Raw genomic sequence first — 25,368 nt, 5'->3', positions numbered from 1 at the left:
ACCATGGCCACGCCCCTAAGCGCCTCTCGACTCGTGAAAATCCTGCGCGACGAGGGACTTGTGGTCCACGAGTACCGCAACTGGCGCACTCATAACCGCAATCACAAGGGCCCGTGGGGCCCGGTGAACGGCGTGATGATCCACCACACCGTCACCAAGGGCACCAGCAACTCCGTAGAGCTCTGCTACGAGGGCCACTCGGCCCTGCCGGGGCCCCTGTGCCTCGGCGTCATCGACAAGGAGGGCGAAGTGTGGCTGGTCGGCAACGGCCGCGCCAACCACGCAGGACTGGGCGACGGCGACGTGCTGCGCGCAGTCATCAACGAGACCGGCCTGCCACCCGACAACGAGGCCGACACGGACGGCAACCGGCACTTCTACGGCTTCGAGTGCATCAACCTCGGGGACGGGAAAGACCCGTGGCCGGAGGTGCAGAAGCTGGCGATCGAGAAGGCGTCGGCCGCGATCTGCCGGGCCCACGGCTGGACCGAGAAGTCCGTGATCGGGCACCTCGAGTGGCAGCCGGGCAAACAGGACCCGCGGGGGTTCACGATGCGCTCCATGCGCGAGCGGATCGCGAAACGCCTGGGCGGCCAACCGGACGGCCCATCCGAACCGGCGCCCAAACCGCCGGCGAAATACGAGCCGTTCCCGGGCGCCGACTTCTTCCGCCCCGGCCGCACCAGCAACATCATCACGGCGATGGGGAAGCGCCTCGTCGCCGAGGGCTGCGGACGCTACGAGGTCGGCCCGAGCCCGGAGTGGACGGATGCGGACAAGAAGTCCTACGCGGCGTGGCAGCGCAAGCTGGGCTTCTCGGGGAAGGACGCGGACGGTATCCCGGGCAAGACGAGCTGGGACAAGCTGCGGGTGCCGAACGTCTAGACAGGGACGACCAGGACACCGGCGCATGGCGCCGGTGTCCTGCGGCCGACGCCGCGTGTCATGAGCCAGCCTCGGCAGGCGCCAGCGCGGCCTGCATCGCCACTCCGTCGACGTAGGAGTGCTTCTCCTTCACCACCTAAGTCTCGGAGACTCGCCACAAGAGGAGAGCAACATCAGGGCGGTTATCGAGCCACTCATCTCAGGTCTGGCACACGACACCTGACACTCGTTCCGCCACCGCCCGTCGGATGGATCGGCGCTGCGCGACCCGCCGGCTACACCGCCGGAAGTGCCCGCTTCTCGATGGCCGCCGCCATCACCTCGGGGAAGAGGTCGGGCGTGCAGGCGAACGCCGGTGCGCCGAGGGCGGCCAGCGCCGCCGCGTGCTCCCTGTCGTACGCGGGCGCGCCCTCGTCGGACAGCGCCAGCAGCGCCACGAACTGCACGCCGGACGCCTTCATCGCCGCGACCCGCTTCAACATCTCGTCGCGTATGCCGCCCTCGTAGAGGTCGCTGATGAGCACGACGACAGTGTCCGCGGGCCTGGTGATCTGCGACTGGCAGTAGGCGAGGGCCCGGTTGATGTCGGTGCCGCCGCCGAGCTGGGTTCCGAAGAGGACGTCCACCGGGTCGTCCAGCTGGTCGGTGAGGTCGACGACGGCGGTGTCGAAGGCGACAAGGCGCGTCGCGATGGACCGCATCGAGGCCAGGACCGCGCCGAAGACGGACGCGTAGACCACGGATGCGGCCATCGAACCGGACTGGTCGATGCACAGGACGACGTCTTTCTTCACGCCCTGGGCCGCGCGGCCGTAGCCGATGAGCCGCTCGGGCACGACGGTGCGGTGATCGGGCAGGTAGTTCTTGAGGTTGGCCCGTATGGTGCGGTTCCAGTCGATGTCCCGGTGGCGGGGCCGGCTGACGCGGGCGGACCGGTCGAGCGCGCCGGTGAGGGTGGCCCGGGTCCTGGCCGCCAGCCGCTTCTCCAGGTCCTCGACCACCGTGCGGACGACGGCGCGGGCGGTCTCCTTGGTCGTCTCGGGCATGGCCTTGTCGAGGGACAGCAGCGTGCCGACGAGATGGACGTCCGCCTCGACGGCCTCGAGCATCTCCGGCTCCAGGAGGAGGGACGAGAGCCCGAGCCGGTCGATGGCGTCCCGCTGCATGACCTGCACGACGGAGGTCGGGAAGTACGTACGGATGTCCCCCAGCCAGCGGGCCACTTGCGGCGCCGAGCCCCCGAGCCCGGCGGACCGGCTGCTGCGGTCCGGGCGATGGGAGCCCTGGCCGCCGCTCCCGTAGAGCGCGGCCAGGGTCCGGTCCATGGCCGCATCCCGCCCCTCGAGCGCACACCCGGTCCCGTCGCCACCTTCCCCACCCCCGAGCACGAGCCGCCACCGCCGAAGCCGCTCAGCGCCGTCAGCAAGGTGGTGGGCATTCGTTCCGCGGGGCTGGGGGTACTCCCCCTGGCTTCGCCGGGGGGACCCCCACCCAGGCGAAGCGCTGGGGGAGGGTGGGCACCACCGGCCCGCACCCGGCGTACCAGGGATGGGGGCAGCTCCGGAGGCCGCTGACGTACGGTTACTCATCTGCCTACCTCCGCAAGGTCGTTGTCGTCGAGCCCGAGCAGCAAGCGCAGCGTCGGTAGCACGGCGTCGGCACGGTCCGGGTCGAGCCCGGGGCCGAAGCCGCGTACGGTCCCGACCGCCGCACCGCCGGCCGCGCCACCAACCGCACCGCCGTGCCCCTCCGGTCCGCGCCGGACGAGTTCGCCGAGCGTGCGCCGTACGCCCGGCTCGTACGCGGCGAACGTGCGGCGCAGCAGCGGCAGGACGTCGGTGAAGGCCTCCGCCGGGACACCGGTGAGCCACGCGTCGATCAGCCCGAGCAGCCGCTCGTCGTGAACGAGCAGCATGCCGCCCCCGGCTCCGCCGCCGACGAACCCCTCGATCCAGGCGGCCGCCTCCGCGGGGGCCGTGCCCGGGGACAGCGCGAGCCCCATGAGGCGCGCCGCCTCGCCCTCCGCGAGCCGCCCGTCATCCAGCAACAGCCGTCCGGCCCGCCCCCGTATCATCCCGCCCACACCATCCCGCCGGGCGAGCGCGCCCAGCACAGCGACCCACCGCTCACGGAGGGCGGGCTCGGAGCGCCGGCCCGTGTCGCTCTCGGCCGCCGTCTCGGACAGGAGGCTCACGGCCGTGTGGACGGAGTCCACATGCCGTCGCATCTCCACGGCGCCGTCCGCGTCGAGGCCCCCACAGGCCGGGGGCAGGCCGACGAATATGCGCTCGGCCAGGCCCGTGGCCACCTCGGTCAGGGCGGCGGAGCCCGTGCCGCGCACGTCGCCGTACCGCACCGAGCGGACCAGCGCGGGCAGGGCCTGCGCGAGATGGCCGACGTCCGCGTCGAGTGCGGCCAGGTCGGCGAGCACCCGCATCACGACCGGCAGCGCGTCCGGGAGCCCGGCCAGCAGGCAGCGCTCGGCGAGCGCGGTGACCTCGGCCAGGGAGGCGGCGGAGGCCGCCTCGGACTCGGCCTTGGCCGTCGCCGCGGCGGACACGGTCGTCCCCCATACCCCGGCCTCCGCGACCCGCACCGACAACTCCGGCTCCCAGCGCAGCCGCCACGACTCCCGGAACGTCCCGAGCCCCCCGCGCGAGGCCACCGGCTCGCCCCACGCGATGCCGAGTATCCGCAGCCGGTGCAGCAGGCGGCTGCGGCCGGCATCGGTGTCCTTCCGCAGGTCGAGCTCCAGCTCGCGCTCCGCCGCCTCCGGCTTGAGCCGCAGCGTCCGCTGAGCCCGCGTCAGATCGCGCTGCAGCGGCACCGCGGGCGCCGAGTCCGGCACCTGGCCCAGTACGTCGCCGACGACCAGCCGGTCCCTGATGAGCGCGAGCGGCACATCCGAGCCCCCGCACATCACGGCGCGCACCGCATCGGTCGTCTCGGCGAGCCCCGCGAGCGGGCGGCCGCGCATCGCGGCGAGGGTGTCGGCGAGCCGTACGGCCTCGATGACGTGGGCGGAGGAGACGGGGTGGTCCTCGTCCCTGAGGAGCCCCGCGACCTTCGTCATCCAGCGCTCGATCGGGCGGTCGGGGGCGTTGAACAGATGCCCGTACCAGCCCGGCGAGGCGATCCCTGCACCGTAGCCGCTGTGCCGCGAGAGCCGCCGGTGGGTCCAAGGGACCCAGGTGAGCTCGACCTTGGCCTTCGGCAGTCCCCTGACCAGCTGCCGGTCGGCCGTCGCGGTGGTCCGCCGGGTCAGCGCCGGCACGTGCCAGGCGCCGCACACCACGGCGAAGCGGTCCCCGAACACGCGCCGCGCGTCGCGGATCCGCAGCCGCATGTGCGCCTCGCGCACGGCATCGCGCTCGTACCCGCCGCCCCGGTACATCTCGCGCAGCGCGCCCATCGCCTCCGCCAGCGCCTCGAAGGCGCCAAGGGCACTCGGACCCCGGGAGCCCGGACCGTGTCGCTCTGCACCGGCGGTGCGCCCAGGCGGTGCCTGTCCCGCTCGCGCGGTCTCGACGCCCGACGGCTCATGGGTGGTGTGCGTCCGCGGGCCGTCGGGGTCGGCGGCTGCCCGGGGCGACGGGGCGGCGTCCGCGGGCGGACGGGCCGTGCGCGCCCGGTCGGTTGGGTCTCCGGGTGTCCGGTGCTCGACCACGTCCTCCCACCAGCGCTCCGGGTCGTCGTACCCGGCGGCCTCGGCGAGGACGGCGAGCGGGTCGATGCGCAGGCGCTCCTCAGTTGTGCCGTCGCCTTCGGCGGCGGGCTCCCGGTCGGGCTGCTCGGGCGAGCCGGGGGCGAGTGCCCCGTCCTCGCCGCTGCCGCCCAACGCGAGCGTGTGCGCCGCGGGGAGATCGATGAACCGGACCTCCGCGCCGTGGGCCAGAGCCCAGCGGATCGCCACCCACTCGGGCGAGAACTCGGCCAGCGGCCAGAACGCCGCGCGTGCGGGGTCGTCGGCCACGTGCGCGAGGAGCGCGACGGGCGGCCGCATGTTCTCGTCCGCGGCGAGCGCGACGAGGGCGTCCGCCTCGGGCGGCCCTTCGATGAGTACGGCCTGGGGCCGGTGCCGGTCGAGCGCCTCCCGTACGGCACGGGCTGACCCGGGCCCGTGGTGCCGCACACCGAGCAGCAGCGGCCACCCGCCAACACGCGCGCCCGCATGGGCACCCGCACCCGCGCGTGCGGCCGTACCCGCGCCAGCAGCCGTCTCCGCGCCAGTAGCCCTATCCGCGCGGACGGCCATACCGGCACAAGGGGCCGCACTCACGCGGGTGGCCGTACCCGCGCCAGTAGCCCTATCCGCGCGGGCGGCCATACCGGCACGAGTGGCCGCGCTCGCGCCGGTGGCCGTCTCCGCGCCGGTGGCCGTACCCGCGCTCGTGGCCATCCCTGCGCCCTCGCACGTACCCGTCGTGCCCGAACCCGGGCTCACGCCGTCACCTCACGGCAGGCGCGGTAGAAGTCCTTCCAGCCCTCGCGCTCGCGAACCACCGCTTCGAGGTACTCCTGCCAGATGACGCGGTCCGCGGCCGGGTCGCGGACGACCGCGCCGAGGATGCCGGCCGCCACGTCACCCGCGCGCAGGATCCCGTCGCCGAAGTGCGCCGCGAGCGCCAGCCCGCTCGTGACGACGGAGATCGCCTCCGCCGTCGAGAGGGTGCCGGACGGGGACTTGAGCTTCGTACGGCCGTCCGCCGTCACGCCCTCCCGGAGTTCGCGGAAAACCGTGACAACGCGGCGGATCTCGTCGATGCCGTCCGGGCCGGCGGGCAGATCGAGCGAACGGCCGATCTGGTCGACGCGGCGGGAGACGATGTCGACCTCCGCGTCGGGCGTGGCGGGCAGCGGCAGCACGACCGTGTTGAAGCGGCGGCGGAGCGCGCTGGAGAGCTCGTTGACGCCGCGGTCGCGGTCGTTGGCGGTCGCGATGACATTGAACCCGCGGACGGCCTGCACCTCCTGGCCCAACTCCGGGATGGGCAGGGTCTTCTCCGACAGCACGGTGATGAGCGTGTCCTGCACGTCCGCCGGGATGCGGGTCAGCTCCTCGACGCGGGCGGTCATCCCCTCCGCCATCGCCCGCATGACCGGGCTGGGCACGAGCGCGTCGCGGCTCGGGCCTCGGGCGAGCAACTGGGCGTAGTTCCAGCCGTAGCGGAGGGCTTCCTCCGGCGTCCCCGCGGTGCCCTGCACCAGCAGGGTCGAGTCGCCGCTCACGGCCGCTGCCAGGTGCTCCGACACCCAGGTCTTGGCCGTGCCGGGGACGCCGAGCAGGAGCAGCGCGCGATCGGTGGCGAGCGTGGTCACGGCGACCTCGACGATGCGGCGCGGGCCCACGTACTTGGGTGTGATCACTGTGCCGTCCGGAAGCGTGCCGCCGAGCAGATACGTCGCCACGGCCCACGGCGACAACCGCCAGCGGGCAGGGCGCGGGCGGTCGTCGGCCCCGGCGAGCGCCTCGAGCTCGTCGGCGAAGGTGTCCTCGGCGTGCGGCCGGAGCGCCTGGCCGGTCGCGGTGGCGGTGGACGTGGGTGTGGTCGTGGTCGCGGTTGCGTTCGTTGTGGCTGTCGTGATCGTGGTCGTCGCGGCGGTGGTGGCGGTCACGGCTCCCCCTCTTCGCACGGCTGCGCTTGTCGCATGACGTGCATCAACCGTGCACCCCACCACTGACAATCGGCCCTCCACCGCCCTCGCGCCCCGACAAAACAGCAGGTCAGGCACCACTGTCAGTGCGGGACCGTAGCTTTGTTCGCATGACTGAGTTGGGGGTGCGCTGGACGGCGGAGCAGGTGCTGGCACTGGCTCCTGACGCCGCGTCACGCAGCGCGGGAAGCAGGCTCGGGGTGACGGGACCGTGGTCCGCGACGGGGGCGGACGAGGGGGCGGTGTGGGGGCTGTGCAAGGGCAGCGGCAGCAAGCCGTATCAGACGGTCGTGGCGGTCCACGACGGGACGGGGGATTCGGGAACGGCCGCGGGGCAGGCCCCGGGCCCGCTCCCGGCGTCGGCATCCGCGCCGGTCCCGGGATACAAGTGCAGCTGCCCGAGCCGGAAGTTCCCGTGCAAGCACGCTCTGGGGCTGCTCCTCCTCTGGGCCGACGGCCCCGCGGCGGTGCCGGACGGGGAGAAACCCCCTGAGTGGGCCGAGTCGTGGCTCGCGGGCCGCCGGCAGCGCGCCGAGCGGAGGACGGCGTCCGCGCCCGCCGCCGGTGCGGGCAGCGGCGGCCGGGGCTCCGACTCCGAAGCCGCGAAGCGGCGGGCTGAGCGCCGCGCGGAGCGGATGGCCGCAGGCGCGTCCGAACTGGAGCAGCGCCTCGCCGACCTGCTGCGCGGCGGGCTCGCGGGCGCCGACCGCGCGGGGTACGCGGCCTGGGACGAGACGGCCGCCCGCATGGTGGACGCCCAGGCGCCCGGACTGGCCGCGCGGGTACGGGAGTTGGGGGCGACCGCGGCCTCGGGCGACGGGTGGCCGGGGCGGCTGCTGGAGGAGTGCGCCCTGCTGCACCTGCTGGACGTGGGGTTCCTCGGAATCTCCCGGTTGCCCGCGCCGCTCGCGGCAACCATCCGTTCCCGGGTCGGCCTCACGACGGACAAGGCGGAGCTGCTCGCCACGGAGGGCGCGGCCATCCGGGACCGCTGGCTGGTGCTGGGCCTGAGGGACAGCGAGGACGGCGCGCTGACCACCCGCCGGATCTGGCTACGCGGTGCGGGCACGGGGCGGGTGGCGATGCTGCTCTCGTTCGGCGCGGCCGGGCGCGCGCCGGAACTCGCCCTGCCCACTGGTCTTTCGCTGGACGCGGACCTCGCCTTCTACCCGGGCGTCCGGCCACTCCGCGCCGCCCTGGGCACGCAGTTCGCACCACCGGCCGCCCCGGCGGCGGACGGCCCGCCGCCGGGCTGCACGGTCGGCGAGGCCCTCGCGGCCTACGGGGACGCGGTGCGCGACGACCCCTGGCTGGACGCCTGGCCAGTGGTGCTGTCGGACGTCGTACCGATACCAGCCCCCGACGGATGGCAGGTCGCCGACGCGGCCGACGACGCCCTCCCAGTGCACCCGCGCTGCCTGGGCCGTACGGGCCTCTGGCAGCTCGCCGCCGCCTCCGGTGGCACCCCGGTCACGGTCTTCGGCGAATGCGGCCACCGCGGCTTCACCCCTCTGACGGCCTGGCCCCCGACCACAACGGAACCAGTCCCGCTATGACCACCCGCCACCCACGGACACAGCCATCCAGCCCCACAACGATAACTCACGCGACCCCGCGTGCCGCCTCACAACCGCCCGCCCCTCCAGCGCCGGACCCGCGCGCGTGGGCACGCTCAACGAGGCGGGCTTCAGAGCACCGGACTTCGGACCAGCGGGAACTGCACAGGGGGACATATGACGACGACCACACAGGGGACACATGACGACAACCACACAACAGCCCGCCGCCTCCTGGGAGGCACTTGTCAGCGCCGCGCTGCTGGGGACCGAGCGGCGTAGGCCGCCCGTATCCGGAAGCGCCGGGCACGAGCGGGAGCCCGCGGCCGCGCTGCTGGACGCCGCCGCGGTCAGCACCGTGCGGCGCCGGGCAGGGCTGCGCCCGGCGCCGGCGCGGGAGCGGCCCGCGGTGGCGCCGGAGGACGGGCGGCCGCCGCTGCCGCCCGCCGCGCAGCGGCGCCTGGCGGCGCTGCTCGCCAACCGCACCGCGGCGCCCAGCAACAGCGGTGGCCGCCGCGGCACCGCACCCGACCTCACCGAGCTCCTCCCCCAGTGGCTGACCGCCGCCAACCACCACGGCTATCGCGCCCCAGCCGCACTCCTGCCCGCGCTCCTCGACGCGGCCCGTTCCCGTACCGACCTGCGCCAGGACGCGCTCGCCCTCGGCGGCCCCCGCGCACTGTGGCTGGCGCGGCTCAACCCGGACTGGAAGTTCGCACTGCGCGGGGCGGCCGGCGGATCCGGCCTGCCCGAAACCTGGCAGCCCGGAAGCGCCCAGCCCAGAAGCGTCCAGCCCAGCGCCGCCCAGCCCACAAGCGTCCAGCCCAGGACCGGCCAACCCGCAACCGGCCAGCCCGGGAACGCCGAGTCCGACGCCGTCCAACGTGCCTGGCAGGAAGGCTTGTTCGCCGAGCGCGTCGCGCTCCTCACCGCGCTGCGGCGCCGCGACCCCGCCGCCGCGCTCGCGCTGCTCGGATCGACCTGGGTCAGGGAACGGGCCGAGGACCGGCTGATGTTCGTCGACTCGTTGCGCACCGGGCTCTCCCCCGCCGACGAGCCCTTCCTCGAGCAGGCCCTGTCGGACCGCAGCCGCAACGTCCGGGCGACCGCCGCCGAGCTGCTGTCCGCCCTCCCGGACTCCGCCCTCGCGGCCCGCATGGCCGAGCGGGCCAGCGCCTGCGTGGCCCTCGACCGTACGAGTGTCGCCTCGATGATCGCCGTCGAGGCACCGCACGCATGCGACGCGGCGATGCAGCGCGATGGGGTCGCGCCGAAGCCGCCGTCCGGGTGCGGTGAGCGCGCCTGGTGGCTGGGCCAGATCGTGGAGTCGGCGCCGCTGAGCTGCTGGAAGGACCGGCTCGGCGGCCGCAGCCCCGCGGAGATCGTGGCGCTGCCGGTCGCCGACGACTGGCAGGCGGACCTGCATGCCGCCTGGTGCCGCGCCGCGGTACGGCAGCAGGACAGCGCATGGTCACGGGCGCTCCTCGGCCCGCCCGGCGCGGCGTCCGGCGCGGTCGGCCCGTCCGGCGCGACCGCCGCCACGGCCTCGCTGGGTGAGCGGGCGAAACTGCTGTCCACTCTCCTGCCGGGCGAACGGGCGGCATGGGCCGCGGAGTTCATCGCGGCACACGGGCTTTCGGAGGCGTTCCAGCTCCTCGGCGTGTGCACAGTTCCGTGGGCCGAGCCGCTCGGCCGGGCGGTCGTGGACGCCCTCGACATCGCGCGGGACGCGGGCAGCTACCCCTGGAGTTTCAGCGGCGTGATGGGCTTGGCCGAGCGGTGCCTCGACCCGGCACAGGCCGACCGGCTGGAGTTGCTCACCGCGATACCGGATGAAACGGAAAGCGCCTCTCCGGGCGCGGGCGGCTACTGGTCCGAGGCTTTCCAGCGCCTCGTCGGCACCCTTCGCCTGCGCGCCACGATGCACCGCGAACTCGCAGCCCCCACGGACCTCGAGCCCACGGACCTCGAGCCTGCAGACCTCGACCCCGCGGTCGACCACCCTGACGCCGGCCACGGACCGTAGCCGGTCAGCGGTCAACCGGCACGGTGAGAGCTGAGAGGCCCCCGGCCTCTCAGCCCAGGGTGCGCTACGCCGCGAGCTGGCGCACGTTGGCCTGGACCCAGGCCACGACGTCGCTGGTCGGAGTGCCGGGGGTGAAGATCTCCGCGACGCCCAGCCTCTTGAGCGGAGCGATATCCGCTTCGGGGATGATGCCGCCCCCGAAGACCTTGATGTCCTGCGCGTCGCGCTCCTGCAGCAGCTCCAGCACCTTCGCGAAGAGCGTGTTGTGCGCACCGGACAGGATGGACAGGCCGATCGCGTCCGCGTCCTCCTGGATCGCCGTGCCGACGATCTGCTCAGGGGTCTGGTGCAGACCGGTGTAGATGACCTCCATGCCCGCGTCCCGCAGCGCCCGCGCGATGACCTTGGCGCCGCGGTCGTGGCCGTCGAGCCCAGGCTTGGCCACCACCACGCGGATCGGACCCGACACACCCATCCCTGCCTCCATGTACCTCTGCCGTCACCGCACGCATACGTGAACGAACGTTATCTCCAGCATCCCTCACCGGGCAGTTTCGCGGAGGTGGCCGAGGGGGAAATCACACTGTGGGACACCTTTTGCAGGAGAGCCGCAGCAGGGCCGGAGCCGAGCCGCACCGGCCTTTCTCACACGGGCTCTCCGTGAGGGCACACGGGGGACGGAGCCGTCCCCCTCACGTGCCGGTCGGGAGGTCGGTCATGGGGGCCTTGCCTAATCTTCCGAGTCTTCTCCGCCCCTCCGCCGCGCTCATCAAGGCCACGGCCCTGGACCTGGCGATTCTCGCCGGTCACGCCGTGCTCTACCCCACCGGCGTAATCCAGGAGCGCCCCTCGGGTCCCTCGGGCACGTCGAGCGCCCAGGACGCGCAGGGCCGACCACCGGTGCCCGCCCAGTCCTCGGACTCGGCGACGCCGTCCGACCTGCCGGACGGCGCCCCGGACAGCACTCCGGGCGACGACACCTCGGATGAGGCATCGGAGGACGCCCCCGACGCGCCCCGCCTGCCCACGACCGACGCGGCACAGGCCGACCGCCTGCCCGTCCTCCTCCTGCACGGCTTCATCGACAACCGCTCCGTCTTCGTGCTCCTGCGCCGCTCCCTCCGCCAGCACGGCTGGGATCAGGTTGAAGCTCTCAACTACTCGCCGCTGAGCTTCGACATACGGGCCGCGGCCGCCCTGCTCGGCAAGCACATCGAGGAGGTCTGCGAGCGCACGGGCCACGCCAAGGTGGATGTGGTGGGACACAGCCTGGGCGGCCTCATAGCCCGCTACTACGTACAGCGACTCGGCGGCGACGTCCGCATCCGCACCCTGGTCACGCTCGGTACGCCGCACTCCGGTACCCGGGCCGTAGCGCTGCTGTCGGCGCACCCCATCCTGCGCCAGATGCTCCCCGACTCCGATGTGATCGAGGAACTGACACAGCCCGCCCCCGGCTGCACCACCCAATTCGTCAGTTTCTGGAGCGACCTGGACCAGCTGATGGCCCCGCTGGAGACCGCCCAGATCCATCACCCGGACCTGATCACGCACAACGTCCAGGTCAGCGGGATCGGACACCTCGCACTGCCGGTGCACGGCGCGGTCGCGGCGGGGATCCGCCAGGCGCTGGACGCCGCGGCCTCGGACGGCGGCGGCGACGCGGAGACGGCCTCGGTCGCCTGAACCACCACGCCCGGGCGTGAAGGGTTGTCGAACTGAATTCGAACGCCCGGCCAAACTCCGGTGCGCAGTCCGCCGAAAGGCGGCCAAATGCCCGCTCCCCGGCAGCCCGAAACCTGCTGAAGATTGTCGGCGCCGCATACCGCCGGGTACAGTCGCCGCACTGCACCGCCCTGGGGGAGTCCCCAGACCCCCAGCTCCTGTTGCCGAGGCGAAAGAGAAGTTGGTGGTGAACGACCGTCACCCGTCGGGGAGCTCGACCCCGACCGTCCACACTCCCGACGCCTCGTACGGGCTCTATACGACGTATGAGCAGCAGGGAGCCCACAGCGGCTATGCCGCCGGGTACGACGGTTATTCCACCGGTACCTTCGACAGCCTGAGCGGCGCGTACGGCGACGACGACCCGCTCTTCGGTGCGCTGCCGGGCACGTACGGCTCGGGCTCGGGCAGTTACGACTCGGGCCAGTACGCCTCGGGCCAGTACGACGCCGCGCAATGGGGCACGGGCGCCCAGCAGACCGGCGGTTACGACGCCTACAGCTCCTACGGCCCGTACGGCGGCGACGCCTATCAGGCCACCTCGTACGAGACCGGCGGCTACGACGCCAGCGCGGCGTGGGCCGGGGGCATTCCGCATCAGGCCGGGCCGGCGCCCGTCGAGTCCATGGACACGAGCGCGCAGGACGGCCACCTCGGCCATGTCGGCCACAGCGGCCAGTGGGACGCGACGGCGTGGACCACCGGCTCATACGAGTCCGGCCAGCACGACTTCGCACAGCAGGACTTCACGCAGGCGGACTTCGCACAGCAGGACTTCACGCAGCAGGACACCGGGCAGTACGACTCGACGCAGTGGGACGCGGGAGCCTACGCCGAGGACTCGTACGCCGAGGCGTCGTACGACCCGGCGCCGGAGGCCGAGCCTGAACACACCGCCGTCTTCGAGGCGTTGGAGGAGCCGGGCGACGAAGCCCCGGCTCCGGCTGAGGCTCCGGGAGCCGACTACCCCGAGGCCGGCTTCAGCGAAGCGGCCGCGCACGCCGAAGTCGCCCCGGACGAAGGCCACGAGGGCGAGTACGCGGGCGGAGCCGACGCGGATGGAGCCAACTGGAACGGAGGCGGAGTCGCCACCGTTCCTGTACAGCGCCGCCCGGGCCCGAGCAGCCGGGCCCGTCGGCGCATGCCCGCCCGCCGCTCCGCCATGCTCACCGTCGCCGTCCCGTCCGTCGCCGTCATGGGCGTCGCCGGAATCGCCGCCGCCTCCGTCAGCGGCATCGACAGCGACCAAGGCGGCGCGAAGGGCGCACAGGCCGCCCACGGCCCCCCCGCCGAGCAGTCCGCGGCGGCCAACAACAAGCTCGACACCCAGCTCGCGTCGCTCACCGCCGACGCCGACGACTTCGCCGACCGCGCCAGCCGCACCCAGGAGCGCATCGACCTCAAGCAGCGCCAGCTGGAGGAGAAGAAGCGCAAGGAGGCGGAGGCGCGCCGCAGAGAGGCGCTCCGGCCGAAGTACGCGCTCCCGGTCGAGAAGAACGGGCTCAGCGCGTATTACGGCCAGGCGGGCATCAACTGGATGTCCGTGCACACGGGTATCGACTTCCCGGTCAGCTACGGCACGCCGGTCATGTCCGCCACGGACGGCACGGTCCGTACGCAGTGGGACGTCTCCTACGGAAACATGGCCATAGTCACGGCCCCTGATGGCACCGAGACCTGGTACTGCCACCTCAGCAGCACCAAGATCCGGTCCGGCTCGGTCAAGGCGGGGGACGTCATCGCGTATTCCGGAAACTCCGGCAACTCCACAGGACCGCACCTGCACTTCGAGGTGCGGCCGGGTGGTGGCTCGGCCGTCGACCCGCTTCCGTGGCTGCGCAACCACGGGCTCGAGCCGACCTGACACACCAGGGTGTGGGCATTCGTTCCGCGGGGCGATGGGGGTGCCCCCATCGCCCCGCGGAACGAATGCCCACAAAGCGGCGAGCTAGAGCTTCTCCACCGGCGCGTAGCGCAGCAGCAAGACCTTCGGCTTTTCGTCGCCGAAGTCGATCGTCGCCTTCGCGTCGTGTCCGCTGCCCGTCACCGACATCACCGTTCCCAGTCCGAACTGGTCGTGCGTCACGCGGTCGCCGACCGCCAGCGCGATCACCGGCCGGTCCGTCGCCCTGCGCGTCGCGAAACCGCTCGGCCCGCCCGCCCTGGAGCGCGAGGACGCAGAGGACGACGCGGACGGCGAAGTCGACAGCAGGGAACCCAGCCCGGCCGTCGCCGAAGCCGACGGCGTCGACGCACCCGTACGCCGCCACTCCACGAACGTGTCCGGGATCTCCTCCAGGAACCGGGACGGCGGGTTGAACGACGGCTGGCCCCATGCGCTGCGCATCGTCGACCGCGTCAGATACAGCCGCTCCCGCGCGCGCGTGATCCCGACATAAGCCAGCCGGCGCTCCTCCTCCAGCTCCTTCGTGTCGCCGAGTGCGCGCATGTGCGGGAAGACCCCGTCCTCCATGCCGGTCAGGAAGACGACCGGGAACTCCAGGCCCTTGGCGGTGTGCAGGGTCATCAGCGTGATGACGCCGGTGCCTCCCTCGCCCTCGTCCTCGTCCGGGATCTGGTCGGAGTCGGCGACCAGGGCGACCTGCTCCAGGAATTCGGGGAGCGTGCCCGGGTTCTCCTCCGTGCGCTCCTGCTCGAACTCCAGCGCCACGGCGGCGAGTTCCTGGAGGTTCTCGATCCGCGTCTCGTCCTGCGGGTCGGTGGAGGCCTGGAGCTCCGCCAGATAGCCCGTGCGCTCCAGCACTGCCTCCAGCACGGTCGCCGGTCCCGCGCCCGATTCGGCGATCGTCCGCAGCTCCTCCAGCAGCGTGTTGAACCGCTTGACCGCGTTCGCCGACCGCGCCGCCATGCCGTACGCCTCGTCGACGCGGCGCAGCGCCTCCGCGAAGGTGATCTTCTCGCGCAGCGCGAGCGCCTCGATCATGGCTTCGGCGCGCTCGCCGATGCCGCGCTTGGGGACGTTGAGGATCCGGCGCAGCGGCACGGTGTCCTCGGGGTTGGCGAGCACCCGCAGGTAGGCGAGGACGTCGCGGACCTCCTTGCGCTCGTAGAAGCGCACGCCGCCGACGACCTTGTACGGCAGCCCGACCCGGATGAAGATCTCCTCGAAGACACGGGACTGGGCGTTCGTACGGTAGAAGACGGCGACGTCGCCCGCCCTGGCCTCGTCCTCGTCCGTCAGCCGGTCGATCTCGTCGGCGACGAACTGCGCCTCGTCGTGCTCGGTGTCCGCGACATAGCCGGTGATCGCGGAGCCCGCCCCCGCCTCCGTCCACAGGTTCTTGGGGCGGCGGTTGGCGTTCCGCTCGATGACGGCGTTCGCGGCGCTGAGGATCGTCTGCGTGGAGCGATAGTTCTGCTCCAGCAGGATCGTGGTGGCGTCGGGGTAGTCCTCCTCGAACTGGAGGATGTTGCGGATGGTCGCGCCGCGGAAGGCGTAGATCGACTGGTCGGCGTCGCCGACGACGCACAACTCGGCCACGTTGAGATCGGGCGCGGTCTCACCGGTCCCCACCAGCTCACGCACCAGCGTGTACTGCGCGTGGTTGGTGTCCTGGTACTCGTCCACCAGCACGTGGCGGAAGCGGCGCCGGTAGTGCTCCGCGACGTCCGGGAACGCCTGGAGCAGGTGGACGGTGGTCATGATGATGTCGTCGAAGTCCAGCGCGTTGGCCTCGCGCAACCGCGACTGGTACAGCGCGTACGCCTCGGCGAGGGTCTTCTCGAAACCGTCGCTCGCCTGCGCCGCGAAGTCCTCGTCGTCGATGAGCTCGTTCTTGAGGTTGGAGATCTTCGCGCTGAAGGACTTCGGCGGGTAGCGCTTCGGGTCGAGGTCGAGGTCGCGGCAGACCAGGGACATCAGGCGCTTGGAGTCGGCGGCGTCGTAGATGGAGAAGCTGGAGGTGAAGCCGAGCTTCTTGCTCTCCCGGCGCAGGATGCGGACGCAGGCGCTGTGGAAGGTGGACACCCACATCGCGTTCGCCCGCGGCCCGACGAGCTGCTCGACGCGCTCCTTCATCTCGCCCGCGGCCTTGTTGGTGAAGGTGATCGCGAGGATCTGGCCGGGGTGCACGCGGCGCGCGCCCAGCAGATACGCGATGCGGTGCGTCAGCACGCGGGTCTTGCCGGATCCGGCGCCGGCGACGATGAGCAGCGGAGAGCCGGTGTGGACGACGGCGGCGCGCTGCTGCTCGTTCAGCCCCTCGAGCAGCGCGGCGGGGTCAACGGCGGGCCGCGGGGCGCCGTTGCGGTAGTAGCGCTCCCGCGCATCCTGGTCGGCGCCAGCGTCGAAGCGGCCCCCGAAGAGGTCGGCCGGGATCTCCTCCGGGCCCCTGTCCTCGGGCGGCGGGGGCGGGTGTTCCTCGCCGGGGTGCCCCGAGTGGCCGGCGTGGCCGGAGGGACCCATGTGGCCAGGGTGACCCGGCCCCGGGAGTCCGGCCGGGGGCTCTGCCGGGTGCTCGAGGTCCGCCAGGAAGCTGTCGTCAAAGAGGCTGCTCATCGTTCACCGAGTCTAGGCCGCGGGGCTGACAGCCCACGCCGGTTCCCGCCCCTCCGCTGCGGGAGGGGCACATTTCGCCCTAAACGATCGCGCCGCAGAAAGGTCACGAAAAGGTTTCGGGCATATCGAACATCAGCCTTCACAACCGCCCCACACGTTGGCTACCGTGCTCGCTCAGGCGGCCCGATCCCCCTGCCGGCGACCGCGTCGGCACGGGCAGCCTCCGCCGAGTCCGGCGCTGCCCGAAGGACGTCCCGAGGACGCCCGAAGGCATCCGGAGCCGGGGACCCAACGTACGACCGGGGTGAATCGGCCCCCGCACGCACGCGTGTCAGAGCGTGGCGGCGCGCGGTGGCCGTAGGGCAGCCTTCCGATCGCCCGAACCCGACAGCTAACCCGGTAGGCGGTCCACGGAAGGAGTCGCGCGCCTTGGCGTCGCACCGCAAACGGCGGACTCGAATGTTCACGTCCCCCGGTTCCGGCCGCGCGGCCGTCGGACTGACGACCGCGGCCCTCGCCTCGGTCAGCCTGCTCTCCCAGAGCGCGCAGGCCGCGCCGGACGAGCCGAAGCAGAGCATCGAGGAAGTCCAGAAGAAGGTCGACGAGCTCTACCGGCAGGCCGGCACCGCAACGCAGCAGTACAACCAGGCCAAGGAGCGCAGCGAGAAGCAGCGCACCAAGGTCGACCGGCTGCTCGACGACGTCGCGAAGCGGACGGACAAACTCAACGAGGCGCGGCGCATGCTGGGCAGCTACGCGGCCGCGCAGTACCGCAATGGGGGCATGGCCTCGACGGCGACGATGATGCTCGCCGACGACCCGCAGAGCTACTTCGACCAGGACCATCTGATGTCCCGGATGACCGGCCGGCAGCGGCAGGCCGTCGAGGACTTCCAGACGGAGCAGGAGGCCGCGTCGAAGAAGCGCGCCGAGGCCGCCGAGAGCCTCGCGTCGCTGACCGAGTCGCAGAAGGAGCTCCGCACCACCAAGGAGTCCGTGCAGGGCAAGCTCTCGGAGGCGCGCGAGCTGCTGTCGAAGCTGACGGCCGAAGAGAAGGCGCGGCTGGCGGAGCTCGAGCGCAAGCGGGAGGCCGAGGCCCGGCGCAAGGCGGAGGAACTGGCGCGGCAGCAGGCGGAGAAGGCGCGCCTGGAGCGGGAGCGCCAGGAGCAGGAGCAGAACGACGGCTCCGGTTCGACCGACGGAGGCTCGGACTCGGGTACGGACTCGGGCGCCGACTCGTACGCCACCAAGGCCGCCAAGGCCATCGACTTCGCGCGGGCCCAGATAGGCAAGCCGTACGTGTGGGGGGCGACAGGCCCGAACTCGTACGACTGCTCGGGGCTCACGCAGGCCGCCTGGAAGTACGCCGGGGTCTCGCTGCCGCGCACGACCTGGGACCAGGTGAAGGTCGGCACGCGGGTCGCCACGGAGGACCTGAAGCCGGGCGATCTCGTCTTCTTCTACGACGACATCAGCCACGTCGGGCTCTACATAGGCGACGGCCAGATGATCCATGCACCGAAGCCGGGCGCGAACGTCCGCACCGAGGCGATCACGTACATGCCGATCTACGGCAGCGTCCGCCCGGCATAGCCCACGCGCCGGCACAGCCGCGCGGGAGGGGCCCCGGGAGCGTTCGTGCGCCCCCGCGGCCCGCCCCGCCGGATCGGCAGGTCAGGTCCAGAGGACGGCGATGAAGATGTTGGCGACGGTGAGGAGGCCGACCGTGCCGAAGGCCGCCTTGTCGACCTTCTCCTCGTCCCGCTTCACGTAGACCAGGCCGAGGATGACGACCAGAAGCGCGAGCTTCACGCCTATCTTGACGTTGTTGACGGCCTGGTCGTCGGCCTGGTTGAGGCCGACCAGCGCGACGCCCGTGATCAGCATGGTCAGCGCGCCGTGCAGCATGGCCGGGTTGAAGCGGGCCGTTCCAGCGCTCATTGCCTTCATCTGCGTGAGGAAGCCGCCGAGCAGGGCCGCGATGCCGATGATGTGCAAGCCGACGAAGACACTGATGAGTACGTCCATGCGGCGGAGCGTAGCCGGGCCCGTAGCACCGGTCTCCACCGAGGTGCGCCTCAATCGCCGCTTCGGTCACGGCCGCACCAAGAAGGCGGCAGCACCCGGGAGTTCACCCGCCGCTTCTGTTCAGTGCCGCTCTTAAACGTTCCAATCCCGGTCATCACGACACCTGCCCGTAACACGGAGGTCTAGCGTCCTCCACCGAGGCGCCCCCACGCGCCCCGGTGGCGACCCCCGCACGGCCACCGGAAAGGCAGGAAGGAAGTGACGGCCGCCGTGGCCTCGCACAGGAAGCCCAGGCAGCGATCGCTCACTGGCACGCTCACCGGCACGTTCACCGGCATCACGGGCATCACGGGCATGAGAGGCGGTACCGCAGCCCGTACGGCCGCGACGCTCGCCCTCGCGAGCGCGGCAGGCGCAACCGGCGTCGTCGGCGCCGCGCAGGCCGAGCCCAGCCTCACGCCCGCCCAGGTCAAGGCCAAGGTCGACCGGCTCCACCACGAAGCCGAAGTCGCGACGGAGAAGTACAACGGCGCGAGGGAGAAGACCAGCAGGGCGCAGAAGGAGCTGGACCGGCTGCGCGACAAGGCCGCGCGCAGGTCCGGGCGGTTGAACGCCTCCCGGAACGCGCTCGGTTCGATCGCCACCGCCCAGTACCGCTCGGGCGGCATCGACCCCGCCGTCCAGCTCGCGCTCTCCTCATCCCCCGACGACTACCTCGAGCGCGCCGCCGCCGTCGAGCGGGCGGGCAGCCGCCAGGCCGCCGCGGTCAGCGGCATCCAGCGGCAGCTGCGCGACATCGAGCAGGTACGGGCCGAGGCGGGCGAGAAGGTCGCGGAACTGCGATGCAGCCAGGCCGCGTTGAAGCGACACAAGCACACGGTGCAGGAGAAGCTCCGTGAGGCCGAGGGGCTGCTCGACCGCCTGACGGCCGAGCAGCGCGCGCAGCTCCTCGGCCGGGACGGGCACGGCGCGGACGCCGCGGCGTCCGCGCGCGCGGGCCGCGGCGCCTCGCGCGGCCCGGTCCGGGCGCCGAACGTCCGCGCCGCCACCGCCGTCTCGTACGCGTTCGGTGCGCTCGGCAAACCGTACGTCTGGGGCGCTACCGGCCCGAACGGCTACGACTGCTCGGGCCTCACCCAGGCCGCCTGGAAGGCCGCCGGGGTCTCGCTTCCCCGGACGACCTTCACCCAGATCAACGCCGGGCAGCGCATCTCACGGTCCCAACTCGCGCCCGGTGACCTGGTGTTCTTCTACTCCGGCGTCAGCCATGTCGGGCTGTACATCGGGGACGGCCAGATGATCCACGCCCCGCGGCCCGGCGCGCCGGTCCGCGTCGCCGCCATCGACGAAATGCCCTTCGCAGGCGCGACCCGCCCGGCCTAGCGACCTGCCCCAGGCCACTGGCGGAGGACCACCCTGGCTCTGCCCACGGTCCGCACGACAAGCGACCCAGTTGCAGGGCGATGGAATCGATGCCCTGAATTGACTTTATCGCGGACCGGAAAAACGTCAACTCCCTGCAAAATCCGCAGAGTTGCCGCTAGAATTTACGATTGCCCCCCGGGAACGGAGCGGCGCACGCCGGTAAAGCATTTTACTTAACGGCTCTTGTTCATATTGTCGAATCATTCACCGAATGCCTCACCAGGGTGAATGTGCGCCTCCCGTTGACCTGACGGACATGCCTAACCTGAAAGGACGACACATCTCGAAGGGCGGGGCAGCCCAATTGCTGGGCGAACTCCGCAGGTTGGAGGTCATTCATGTCCGCCATGCAGGAAAGCGAATCTCCGCTGCCGCCGGTTGCCGATGCCATCATCCCGGCGACCGGGTCCGTCGCGGGCGGGACCGCATTCACCATCACCGGATCCAACCTCACCAACGCGACCGTCACCGTCGGCGGCGCGGTGGCCACCGGCATCACCGTCAACGCGGCAGGCACCGTGCTCACCGGCATCACGCCCGCCGGTGTGTCCGGCAACGCAGCCGTCATCGTCACCACCCCCGCCGGCACCACCACCGTCAACGGCGGCTTCACCTACACCACGCCACAGCTCCCACCGGTCACCTTCTCCATCAACCCGGCCATCGGTCCAGTCGTGGGCGGGACCGCGTTCATCATCACCGGATCCAACCTCGCCAACGCGACCGTCACCGTCGGCGGCGCGCCGGCCACCGGCATCACCGTCAACGCGGCAGGCACCGTGCTCACCGGCATCACGCCCGCCGGTGTGTCCGGCAACGCAGCCGTTGTCGTCACCACCCCGGCCGGTACCGCCACCGTCAACGGCGGCTTCACCTACGTGTGATCCCGCGCCTGCAAAGCAGGCGCCCCGGCCGGACCGGCACCTCCCGTGTCGCGCCCGCGCCGGGGCACCTGCCATCGGCGAGGCCCACCGTTCGCTGCCGCCTCGGTAGGGTGAGCCGATGGGTGTCGTAGTCGAACTGATCTCCTACCCGGTCAAAGGGTGCGCCGGCACGTCAATGACCGAGTCGCTGCTGACAGAAGCGGGACTCGCGCACGACCGCAGCTTCATGGTCGTCGGCGAGAACGGTGTGTTCCGCAGTCAGCGACGGGATCCGCGGCTCGCGGTCATCCGCGCTGCGGTCAGTGCGGGCGGCGAGCGCCTTACGCTTCGGGCGCCGGGCGCCGATGTCCTGCGTGTCGACGTGGATCCGACTTCCGCCAGGCGTGACGTGGAGTTGTTCGGCACCCCGTACAAGGGCATCGACCAGGGCGGCGCCGCGGCCGAGTGGCTGTCGGAGGTGCTCGGCGCACCGAGCAGGCTGGTGCGGGTGCCACCGGAGCACGACCGCGTGACCGACGGATGGACCCCGGGCACGTCGGGCTATGCCGACAGCAGCCCCGTACACGTCATTTCACGAGCCACGCTGGACGGACTGAACCAGCGGCTCGCCCAAGCGGAGGGGCGGGCGGACGGGCGAGCGGACCGGTCGCCACTTCCGATGACGCGCTTCCGCCCCAACATCGTGATCGACGGGTGGGACGAGCCGCATGTGGAGGACCGCGCCCGCCGGATCAGCATCGGCAACGCCGAACTGGGCTATGCCAAGCTCGCGATCCGGTGCGCGGTCACGCTGGTCGACCAGCAGACCGGAGCCAAGGCGGGCCCCGAACCGCTGCGCACGCTCGCCACGTACCGCCGCGCCGCGGAGGGCGGCGTCGCGTTCGGCACGAAGTTCTCCGTCCTGCGGCCCGGCAAACTGGCGGTGGGCGACGAGGTGTCCGTCAGCTCCTGGGGCGATTCAGAGCTCTGACGCATCACCAAGGACCCGCACAGCAGGCCCCCGGCCACCGCGTACTCAGTGGGTGTAATCCTTCAGCTTCTCCGTCTCCAGGCTGACCCCCACGGGGTCGGGGATCTCGACGACGGCGCCGTACGGGCGTGACGTCAGGCTCCGGTATTTCCCGCCCTCTGGATCAGCGTGGACGGTGACGGTGCATTCATCGCGGTCGATGAGGAGGTAGACCGGAATGTCGGCTGCGGCGTAGGCGTCGCGCTTGTCCCTGCGATCGCGCTGCTCAGTGTCCCAGTCGTGCGAGGTCACCTCGACGGTCATCAGGACGCCGTCAGGAGCGGCCCACTCGCCCTCCCCCACGAAGTGATCCTCAGGAACGAGAGAGCCGTCCGGACGGGCGCGGCCCTTGCGATACCCCTCGACCTTCAGACCCTGATCCGGGTACAGCGCCAACTCGGGCCGCTGTTGCATGCACTGCTTGAGGAGCCACATGATGATCGCTCCGTGGTCGCCGTCCGGCACGGGCTTAACCCTCAACCTTCCTCTGATGAACTCCATCCGCACCGTCTCGGGCGCCGTGCGGGCGATCTGCTCGAACTCTTCGACGGACATCTGGGGCCGGTCGGCAGTCCTGGGGGTCATGGCGTCGCCTCCTCCCCTCAATGGTGCCCTGACTTCGGGCGGCGCGTGCTGCACGCTCATGCGTATGCGCTCCTCCTTGAGCATCTCGGGGCAGCCGCAGTGCACGCTACACAGCGAGTGCGCTTCGTGATGACACAATCACAAAAAGTCATCCGCCTTGGTATGCGCGGAAGTTGGAGTTACCGCCGCTCCCCGTACTTCCTGCCGAGGAAGGCCCCGACCAAGGCGGCCGCCCCGCCCCCGAGAATCGCGGCTCCCTGCGTGGCGGCATCGTGGTCGAGGAAGTACGTCGCCACCCAGATGTACGCGACGGCCGTGCCCGCTCCCAGCACCGAGCCCAAGGCTTGCAGCCCGGTGTGGACCCACTCCACGCGGCGCCGGTGCTCCCGTTCTCGCCGGAGTTCCTCCAGCATCCACTCCACCGTGCCCGGCCGGAGCGCCTCCCACTCCTTGGCCTGCTCGACCGGCAGCCGGTCGCCCCAGGGGATTCCCGGCTCCGTGGGGGCACCGACCGCAGGGCTCTCGCTAGGGTTCTCGGTCATCGCACATCACTCGGGGCATCCGGTCTCCGCGGCGCTGCCGCCCTGTCAGTCCAGCCCGGTGGTGGACCGAGCTGAGTGAAGAAGTCGCCCATGTCCTTGCCGAGTTCCATCCGTACGGGAAGCTTCTCGGGTCGCGAGGGAGCAGCGGGCAGCGCCAGAGCCGCCAGGTACCCGTCCAGCAGCGCGCGCCACGGCGTGATGGAGGCCGGGGCGGCCCCCAGGTCGTTGGGGGCGGCATCCCAGGCGCGCAGCCGCTGGGCCTTGCGGATGCGGTCTCTGGCCGACACGAATCCACGCACGGCCAGGACCACCCACAGCGCTCCGAGGACAGCGGGCCATACCCACTCTCGGTCGAGCGGGATGGAGTACGCCCCGCTGGACAGCGCGACGCCAGCCGAGACGAGGAGCGCAAGGACAGCTCCCGCCCTCAGGACAAGCCCGACCCGCAGGGCTGGAGCTGCCCTTGAGCGGGCCATCGGGGCAGCATCCGGCGGAGGCGGCGAGGGGACGGCCGAGCCAGGCAGCGTCTCCTGGCCCAGCTGACTCAGCAGCGCTTCCGCGCGCGCGGCGCTCATCCGCTCCTGCGGGTCCTTGGCTATCAGCCCCTCGATCAGCGGGCGCAGCGGCCCGCCGGGCGTCATCGGTGGCGGCTCGGCCTCCAGCACCGCCCGCAGCATGGCGAACGGCGTCGAGCCGGTGAACGGCGGCCGTCCCTCCACCATCTCGTACAGGGTCACGCCGAGCGACCACAGATCCGCCGCGGGTGTGCGCCGCCCAGGTCCGGGGCCGACCAGTTCCGGCGCCATGTACTGCGGCGTGCCCACGATCACGTGCGGCGATGTGTCCCCCGCCGCGCCCTCGAACGCCGCGATGCCGAAGTCCGTCAGCACAGCCCGCCCGTCCCTGCGGAACAGGATGTTGTGCGGCTTGACGTCCCCGTGCAGCACCCCGACGGCGTGCGCCGCGCGCAGGGCGCGCAGCACCTCCAGGCCGATACGAGCCGCCTCCGTCGATGGAATCCGCCCGCGCTCGCGGAGAAGGTCCGCCAGGGAGCGCGGGGTGACCCGCTCCATCACGATCCACACCTGGCCGTCGGCCTCGATCACGTCGTGGACGGCGACAATGTGCTCATGGCCGGTCCGGGCGATCGCCTGCGCCGCGCGGCGTACCCGCTGCGCCCACTGCGCCTGCGTCTCGGCGTCCACGGTGCCGGGGAGCCGCAGCTCCTTGATCGCGACGTGGCGGTTCAACTGGACGTCCAGGGCCGCCCACACCAGTCCCATGCCGCCCCGCCCCAGCCGCTGCAGCAGCTCATAGCGGCCACCGATCAGAGCCCGCGACGCACCCGTACGGCGCCGCCGTGCCGGTCCTGGTCGCTTCCCCGGCGTTCCCCCGGTCCCCATCCGCGCCCCCAAAAGCCGTCCCGGACAGAGTAGTTGGAAGCTTGCGGAGCGTCAGCCCGGCACGGCCTCCTGCCGGGCGGCGTACGCGATGAACTCCGCCCAGGCGGCGGACGTGAAGGCCAGCTGGGGGCCGGTCTTGTCCTTGGAGTCCCGGACGTGGATGGTGCCGGGGCAGGCGGCGACCTCTACGCAGGCGCCGCCCTCAGAGTCGCTGTAGCTGGACTTGCGCCACGAGACAGCGACCTCTATGCACTCGCCGCCTTCGGAGTCGCTGTAGCTGGATTTGAACCACGCCAGCTCGGTGCTCATAGTTCCTCCGCCACCTTCCTGATGAACCGCGCTGACTCCTCAACTCCGAGGGCCTGCATGCGGATCATGCCATGGCGCTGCGTGAGCACACTGACCTTCTCGGGGTCGGGATACAACGCACCCGTCTCCTGCCCCTCAACATAGGCATAGTGCTCGTGTTCGGTTGTCTCGAGCAGCACCATCGGGCCATTCAGGCCAGGATGAGCACCACGGTCGAATGGCAGGACCTGAATGGCGACGTTGCGTCGCTTACCCAGCTCCAGTAGCTGGTGCAACTGCCGCTTCATGACCTCGGCTCCACCCACCATCGTCCGCAAGGCAGCTTCGTAGATCACGAAGCCGAACAACACGGTGGACTTGTCCAGCATCTCCTGCCGTTGCAGACGGGCCTTGACGCGTTCCTCGATGGTTTCGTCGCCCAGCGGCGGGCAGTGGCTGCCGATCAGCGCCCGCGCATATTCCTCGGTCTGCAGCAGGCCGGGGATCAGCAGCGTCCCGTACCAGTGCAGCGCGATCGCTTCGGCCTCGGCCTGCATGTACTCCTGGGTGCGGGCCGGGAACCTCTCCGGTTTCAGGTACGCCTGCGCCGCGATCAGCAGCCCTTGCGCTCCGCACATCTCGTCCGCGACCTGAAGCAGTCTCAGCGTCGGTTTCCGGCGACCCTGCTCCATGGACTTGACGGCTTCATACGTATAGCCCGCTTCGTCGCCCACCTGCTCGCGGCTCACCCCAGCCCGCGTGCGCCACAGCTTCATCTGGTTCCCGCAGTACCGCCAAGTTATCGGTGGTTGGGAGGAGTTCCCAGTCGGCATCGCAC

The 25,368-nt window shown here is 71.5% G+C and carries 20 protein-coding genes and 1 riboswitch; of the genes, 9 read left to right on the top strand and 11 right to left on the bottom strand.

Annotated features, from left to right (window positions below; genetic code table 11):
- Window positions 1-3: 3 nt before the first annotated feature.
- Entirely contained in the window at window positions 4-885 is an 882-nt protein-coding gene (locus tag ACTWP8_RS17550) for a peptidoglycan-binding protein (RefSeq protein ID WP_443323070.1), read from the top strand.
- Between the two features lie 275 nt (window positions 886-1,160).
- Here the strand turns inward: ACTWP8_RS17550 and ACTWP8_RS17545 are convergent, their stop codons facing one another.
- The 3 genes from ACTWP8_RS17545 to ACTWP8_RS17535 all read right to left on the bottom strand — a co-directional run bounded on the left by ACTWP8_RS17545 (window position 1,161) and on the right by ACTWP8_RS17535 (window position 6,471).
- Entirely contained in the window at window positions 1,161-2,273 is a 1,113-nt protein-coding gene (locus ACTWP8_RS17545; RefSeq protein ID WP_443323069.1) for a VWA domain-containing protein, read from the bottom strand.
- Window positions 2,274-2,470: 197 nt separating this feature from the next.
- The gene (locus ACTWP8_RS17540; protein WP_443323097.1) at window positions 2,471-5,140 is read right to left on the bottom strand and encodes a DUF5682 family protein; all 2,670 of its coding nucleotides are present in this window, start codon (window positions 5,138-5,140) and stop codon (window positions 2,471-2,473) included.
- Between the two features lie 185 nt (window positions 5,141-5,325).
- Window positions 5,326-6,471 (bottom strand): ATP-binding protein, encoded by a 1,146-nt coding sequence (locus tag ACTWP8_RS17535; RefSeq protein ID WP_443323096.1) that lies wholly within the window; start codon window positions 6,469-6,471, stop codon window positions 5,326-5,328.
- A gap of 179 nt (window positions 6,472-6,650) precedes the next feature.
- On the opposite strand from ACTWP8_RS17535, the gene ACTWP8_RS17530 reads away from it, so the two are divergent.
- On the top strand, window positions 6,651-8,096 hold the full coding sequence (locus ACTWP8_RS17530; protein WP_443323068.1) for an SWIM zinc finger family protein: 1,446 nt from the start codon (window positions 6,651-6,653) through the stop codon (window positions 8,094-8,096).
- A 202-nt stretch (window positions 8,097-8,298) separates the two neighbouring features.
- Complete coding sequence (locus ACTWP8_RS17525) at window positions 8,299-10,122, top strand: DUF5691 domain-containing protein (protein WP_443323067.1); 1,824 nt, start codon at window positions 8,299-8,301, stop codon at window positions 10,120-10,122.
- 64 nt (window positions 10,123-10,186) lie between these two features.
- On the opposite strand, the gene ACTWP8_RS17520 is transcribed toward ACTWP8_RS17525, so the two are convergent.
- Window positions 10,187-10,597 (bottom strand): cobalamin B12-binding domain-containing protein, encoded by a 411-nt coding sequence (locus ACTWP8_RS17520; protein ID WP_443323066.1) that lies wholly within the window; start codon window positions 10,595-10,597, stop codon window positions 10,187-10,189.
- A gap of 242 nt (window positions 10,598-10,839) precedes the next feature.
- On the opposite strand from ACTWP8_RS17520, the gene ACTWP8_RS17515 reads away from it, so the two are divergent.
- Window positions 10,840-11,808 carry an esterase/lipase family protein gene (locus tag ACTWP8_RS17515; protein ID WP_443323065.1) on the top strand — a complete coding sequence of 323 codons (969 nt, stop codon included), beginning with the start codon at window positions 10,840-10,842 and terminating at the stop codon, window positions 11,806-11,808.
- 226 nt (window positions 11,809-12,034) lie between these two features.
- Window positions 12,035-13,711: a peptidoglycan DD-metalloendopeptidase family protein gene (locus tag ACTWP8_RS17510; RefSeq protein ID WP_443323064.1), complete on the top strand. Its 1,677-nt coding sequence runs from the start codon at window positions 12,035-12,037 to the stop codon at window positions 13,709-13,711.
- Between the two features lie 84 nt (window positions 13,712-13,795).
- On the opposite strand, the gene pcrA is transcribed toward ACTWP8_RS17510, so the two are convergent.
- Complete coding sequence (gene pcrA, locus ACTWP8_RS17505) at window positions 13,796-16,366, bottom strand: DNA helicase PcrA (protein WP_443323063.1); 2,571 nt, start codon at window positions 16,364-16,366, stop codon at window positions 13,796-13,798.
- A gap of 251 nt (window positions 16,367-16,617) precedes the next feature.
- A riboswitch (cyclic di-AMP (ydaO/yuaA leader) is annotated at window positions 16,618-16,787 on the top strand.
- Between the two features lie 38 nt (window positions 16,788-16,825).
- Here pcrA and ACTWP8_RS17500 point away from each other — a divergent pair.
- Window positions 16,826-17,959, top strand: coding sequence for an NlpC/P60 family protein (locus ACTWP8_RS17500; protein ID WP_443323062.1), 1,134 nt, complete (start codon window positions 16,826-16,828; stop codon window positions 17,957-17,959).
- A gap of 81 nt (window positions 17,960-18,040) precedes the next feature.
- On the opposite strand, the gene ACTWP8_RS17495 is transcribed toward ACTWP8_RS17500, so the two are convergent.
- Window positions 18,041-18,394, bottom strand: a complete 354-nt coding sequence (locus ACTWP8_RS17495; protein ID WP_443323061.1) for a hypothetical protein — start codon at window positions 18,392-18,394, stop codon at window positions 18,041-18,043.
- A gap of 270 nt (window positions 18,395-18,664) precedes the next feature.
- Between ACTWP8_RS17495 and ACTWP8_RS17490 the strand changes: the two genes are divergently transcribed.
- From ACTWP8_RS17490 to ACTWP8_RS17480, 3 genes are all read left to right on the top strand, one after another.
- Window positions 18,665-19,777 (top strand): NlpC/P60 family protein, encoded by a 1,113-nt coding sequence (locus ACTWP8_RS17490; RefSeq protein ID WP_443323060.1) that lies wholly within the window; start codon window positions 18,665-18,667, stop codon window positions 19,775-19,777.
- Between the two features lie 380 nt (window positions 19,778-20,157).
- The gene (locus ACTWP8_RS17485) at window positions 20,158-20,703 is read left to right on the top strand and encodes an IPT/TIG domain-containing protein (protein ID WP_443323058.1); all 546 of its coding nucleotides are present in this window, start codon (window positions 20,158-20,160) and stop codon (window positions 20,701-20,703) included.
- A gap of 118 nt (window positions 20,704-20,821) precedes the next feature.
- Complete coding sequence (locus ACTWP8_RS17480) at window positions 20,822-21,673, top strand: MOSC domain-containing protein (RefSeq protein WP_443323057.1); 852 nt, start codon at window positions 20,822-20,824, stop codon at window positions 21,671-21,673.
- A gap of 45 nt (window positions 21,674-21,718) precedes the next feature.
- Here the strand turns inward: ACTWP8_RS17480 and ACTWP8_RS17475 are convergent, their stop codons facing one another.
- The 5 genes from ACTWP8_RS17475 to ACTWP8_RS17455 form a co-directional block, all read right to left on the bottom strand.
- Entirely contained in the window at window positions 21,719-22,297 is a 579-nt protein-coding gene (locus ACTWP8_RS17475; protein ID WP_443323095.1) for a Uma2 family endonuclease, read from the bottom strand.
- 179 nt (window positions 22,298-22,476) lie between these two features.
- Window positions 22,477-22,839, bottom strand: a complete 363-nt coding sequence (locus ACTWP8_RS17470; protein ID WP_443323056.1) for a hypothetical protein — start codon at window positions 22,837-22,839, stop codon at window positions 22,477-22,479.
- On the bottom strand, window positions 22,836-24,242 hold the full coding sequence (locus ACTWP8_RS17465) for a serine/threonine-protein kinase (RefSeq protein WP_443323055.1): 1,407 nt from the start codon (window positions 24,240-24,242) through the stop codon (window positions 22,836-22,838). Before ACTWP8_RS17465 ends, ACTWP8_RS17470 begins: the two co-directional genes overlap by 4 nt.
- Window positions 24,243-24,293: 51 nt before the next feature.
- Complete coding sequence (locus tag ACTWP8_RS17460) at window positions 24,294-24,551, bottom strand: DUF397 domain-containing protein (protein WP_443323054.1); 258 nt, start codon at window positions 24,549-24,551, stop codon at window positions 24,294-24,296.
- A complete protein-coding gene (locus tag ACTWP8_RS17455) occupies window positions 24,548-25,363 on the bottom strand; it encodes a helix-turn-helix domain-containing protein (RefSeq protein ID WP_443323053.1) in 816 nt (271 codons plus the stop codon). Before ACTWP8_RS17455 ends, ACTWP8_RS17460 begins: the two co-directional genes overlap by 4 nt.
- Window positions 25,364-25,368: the final 5 nt, after the last annotated feature.

This window comes from Streptomyces sp. 7N604 (assembly GCF_052245475.1).
GTDB lineage: Bacteria > Actinomycetota > Actinomycetes > Streptomycetales > Streptomycetaceae > Streptomyces.
The sequence above is the reverse complement of the archived record's forward strand: the minus strand, read 5'-3'. Positions and strand labels throughout refer to the sequence as shown.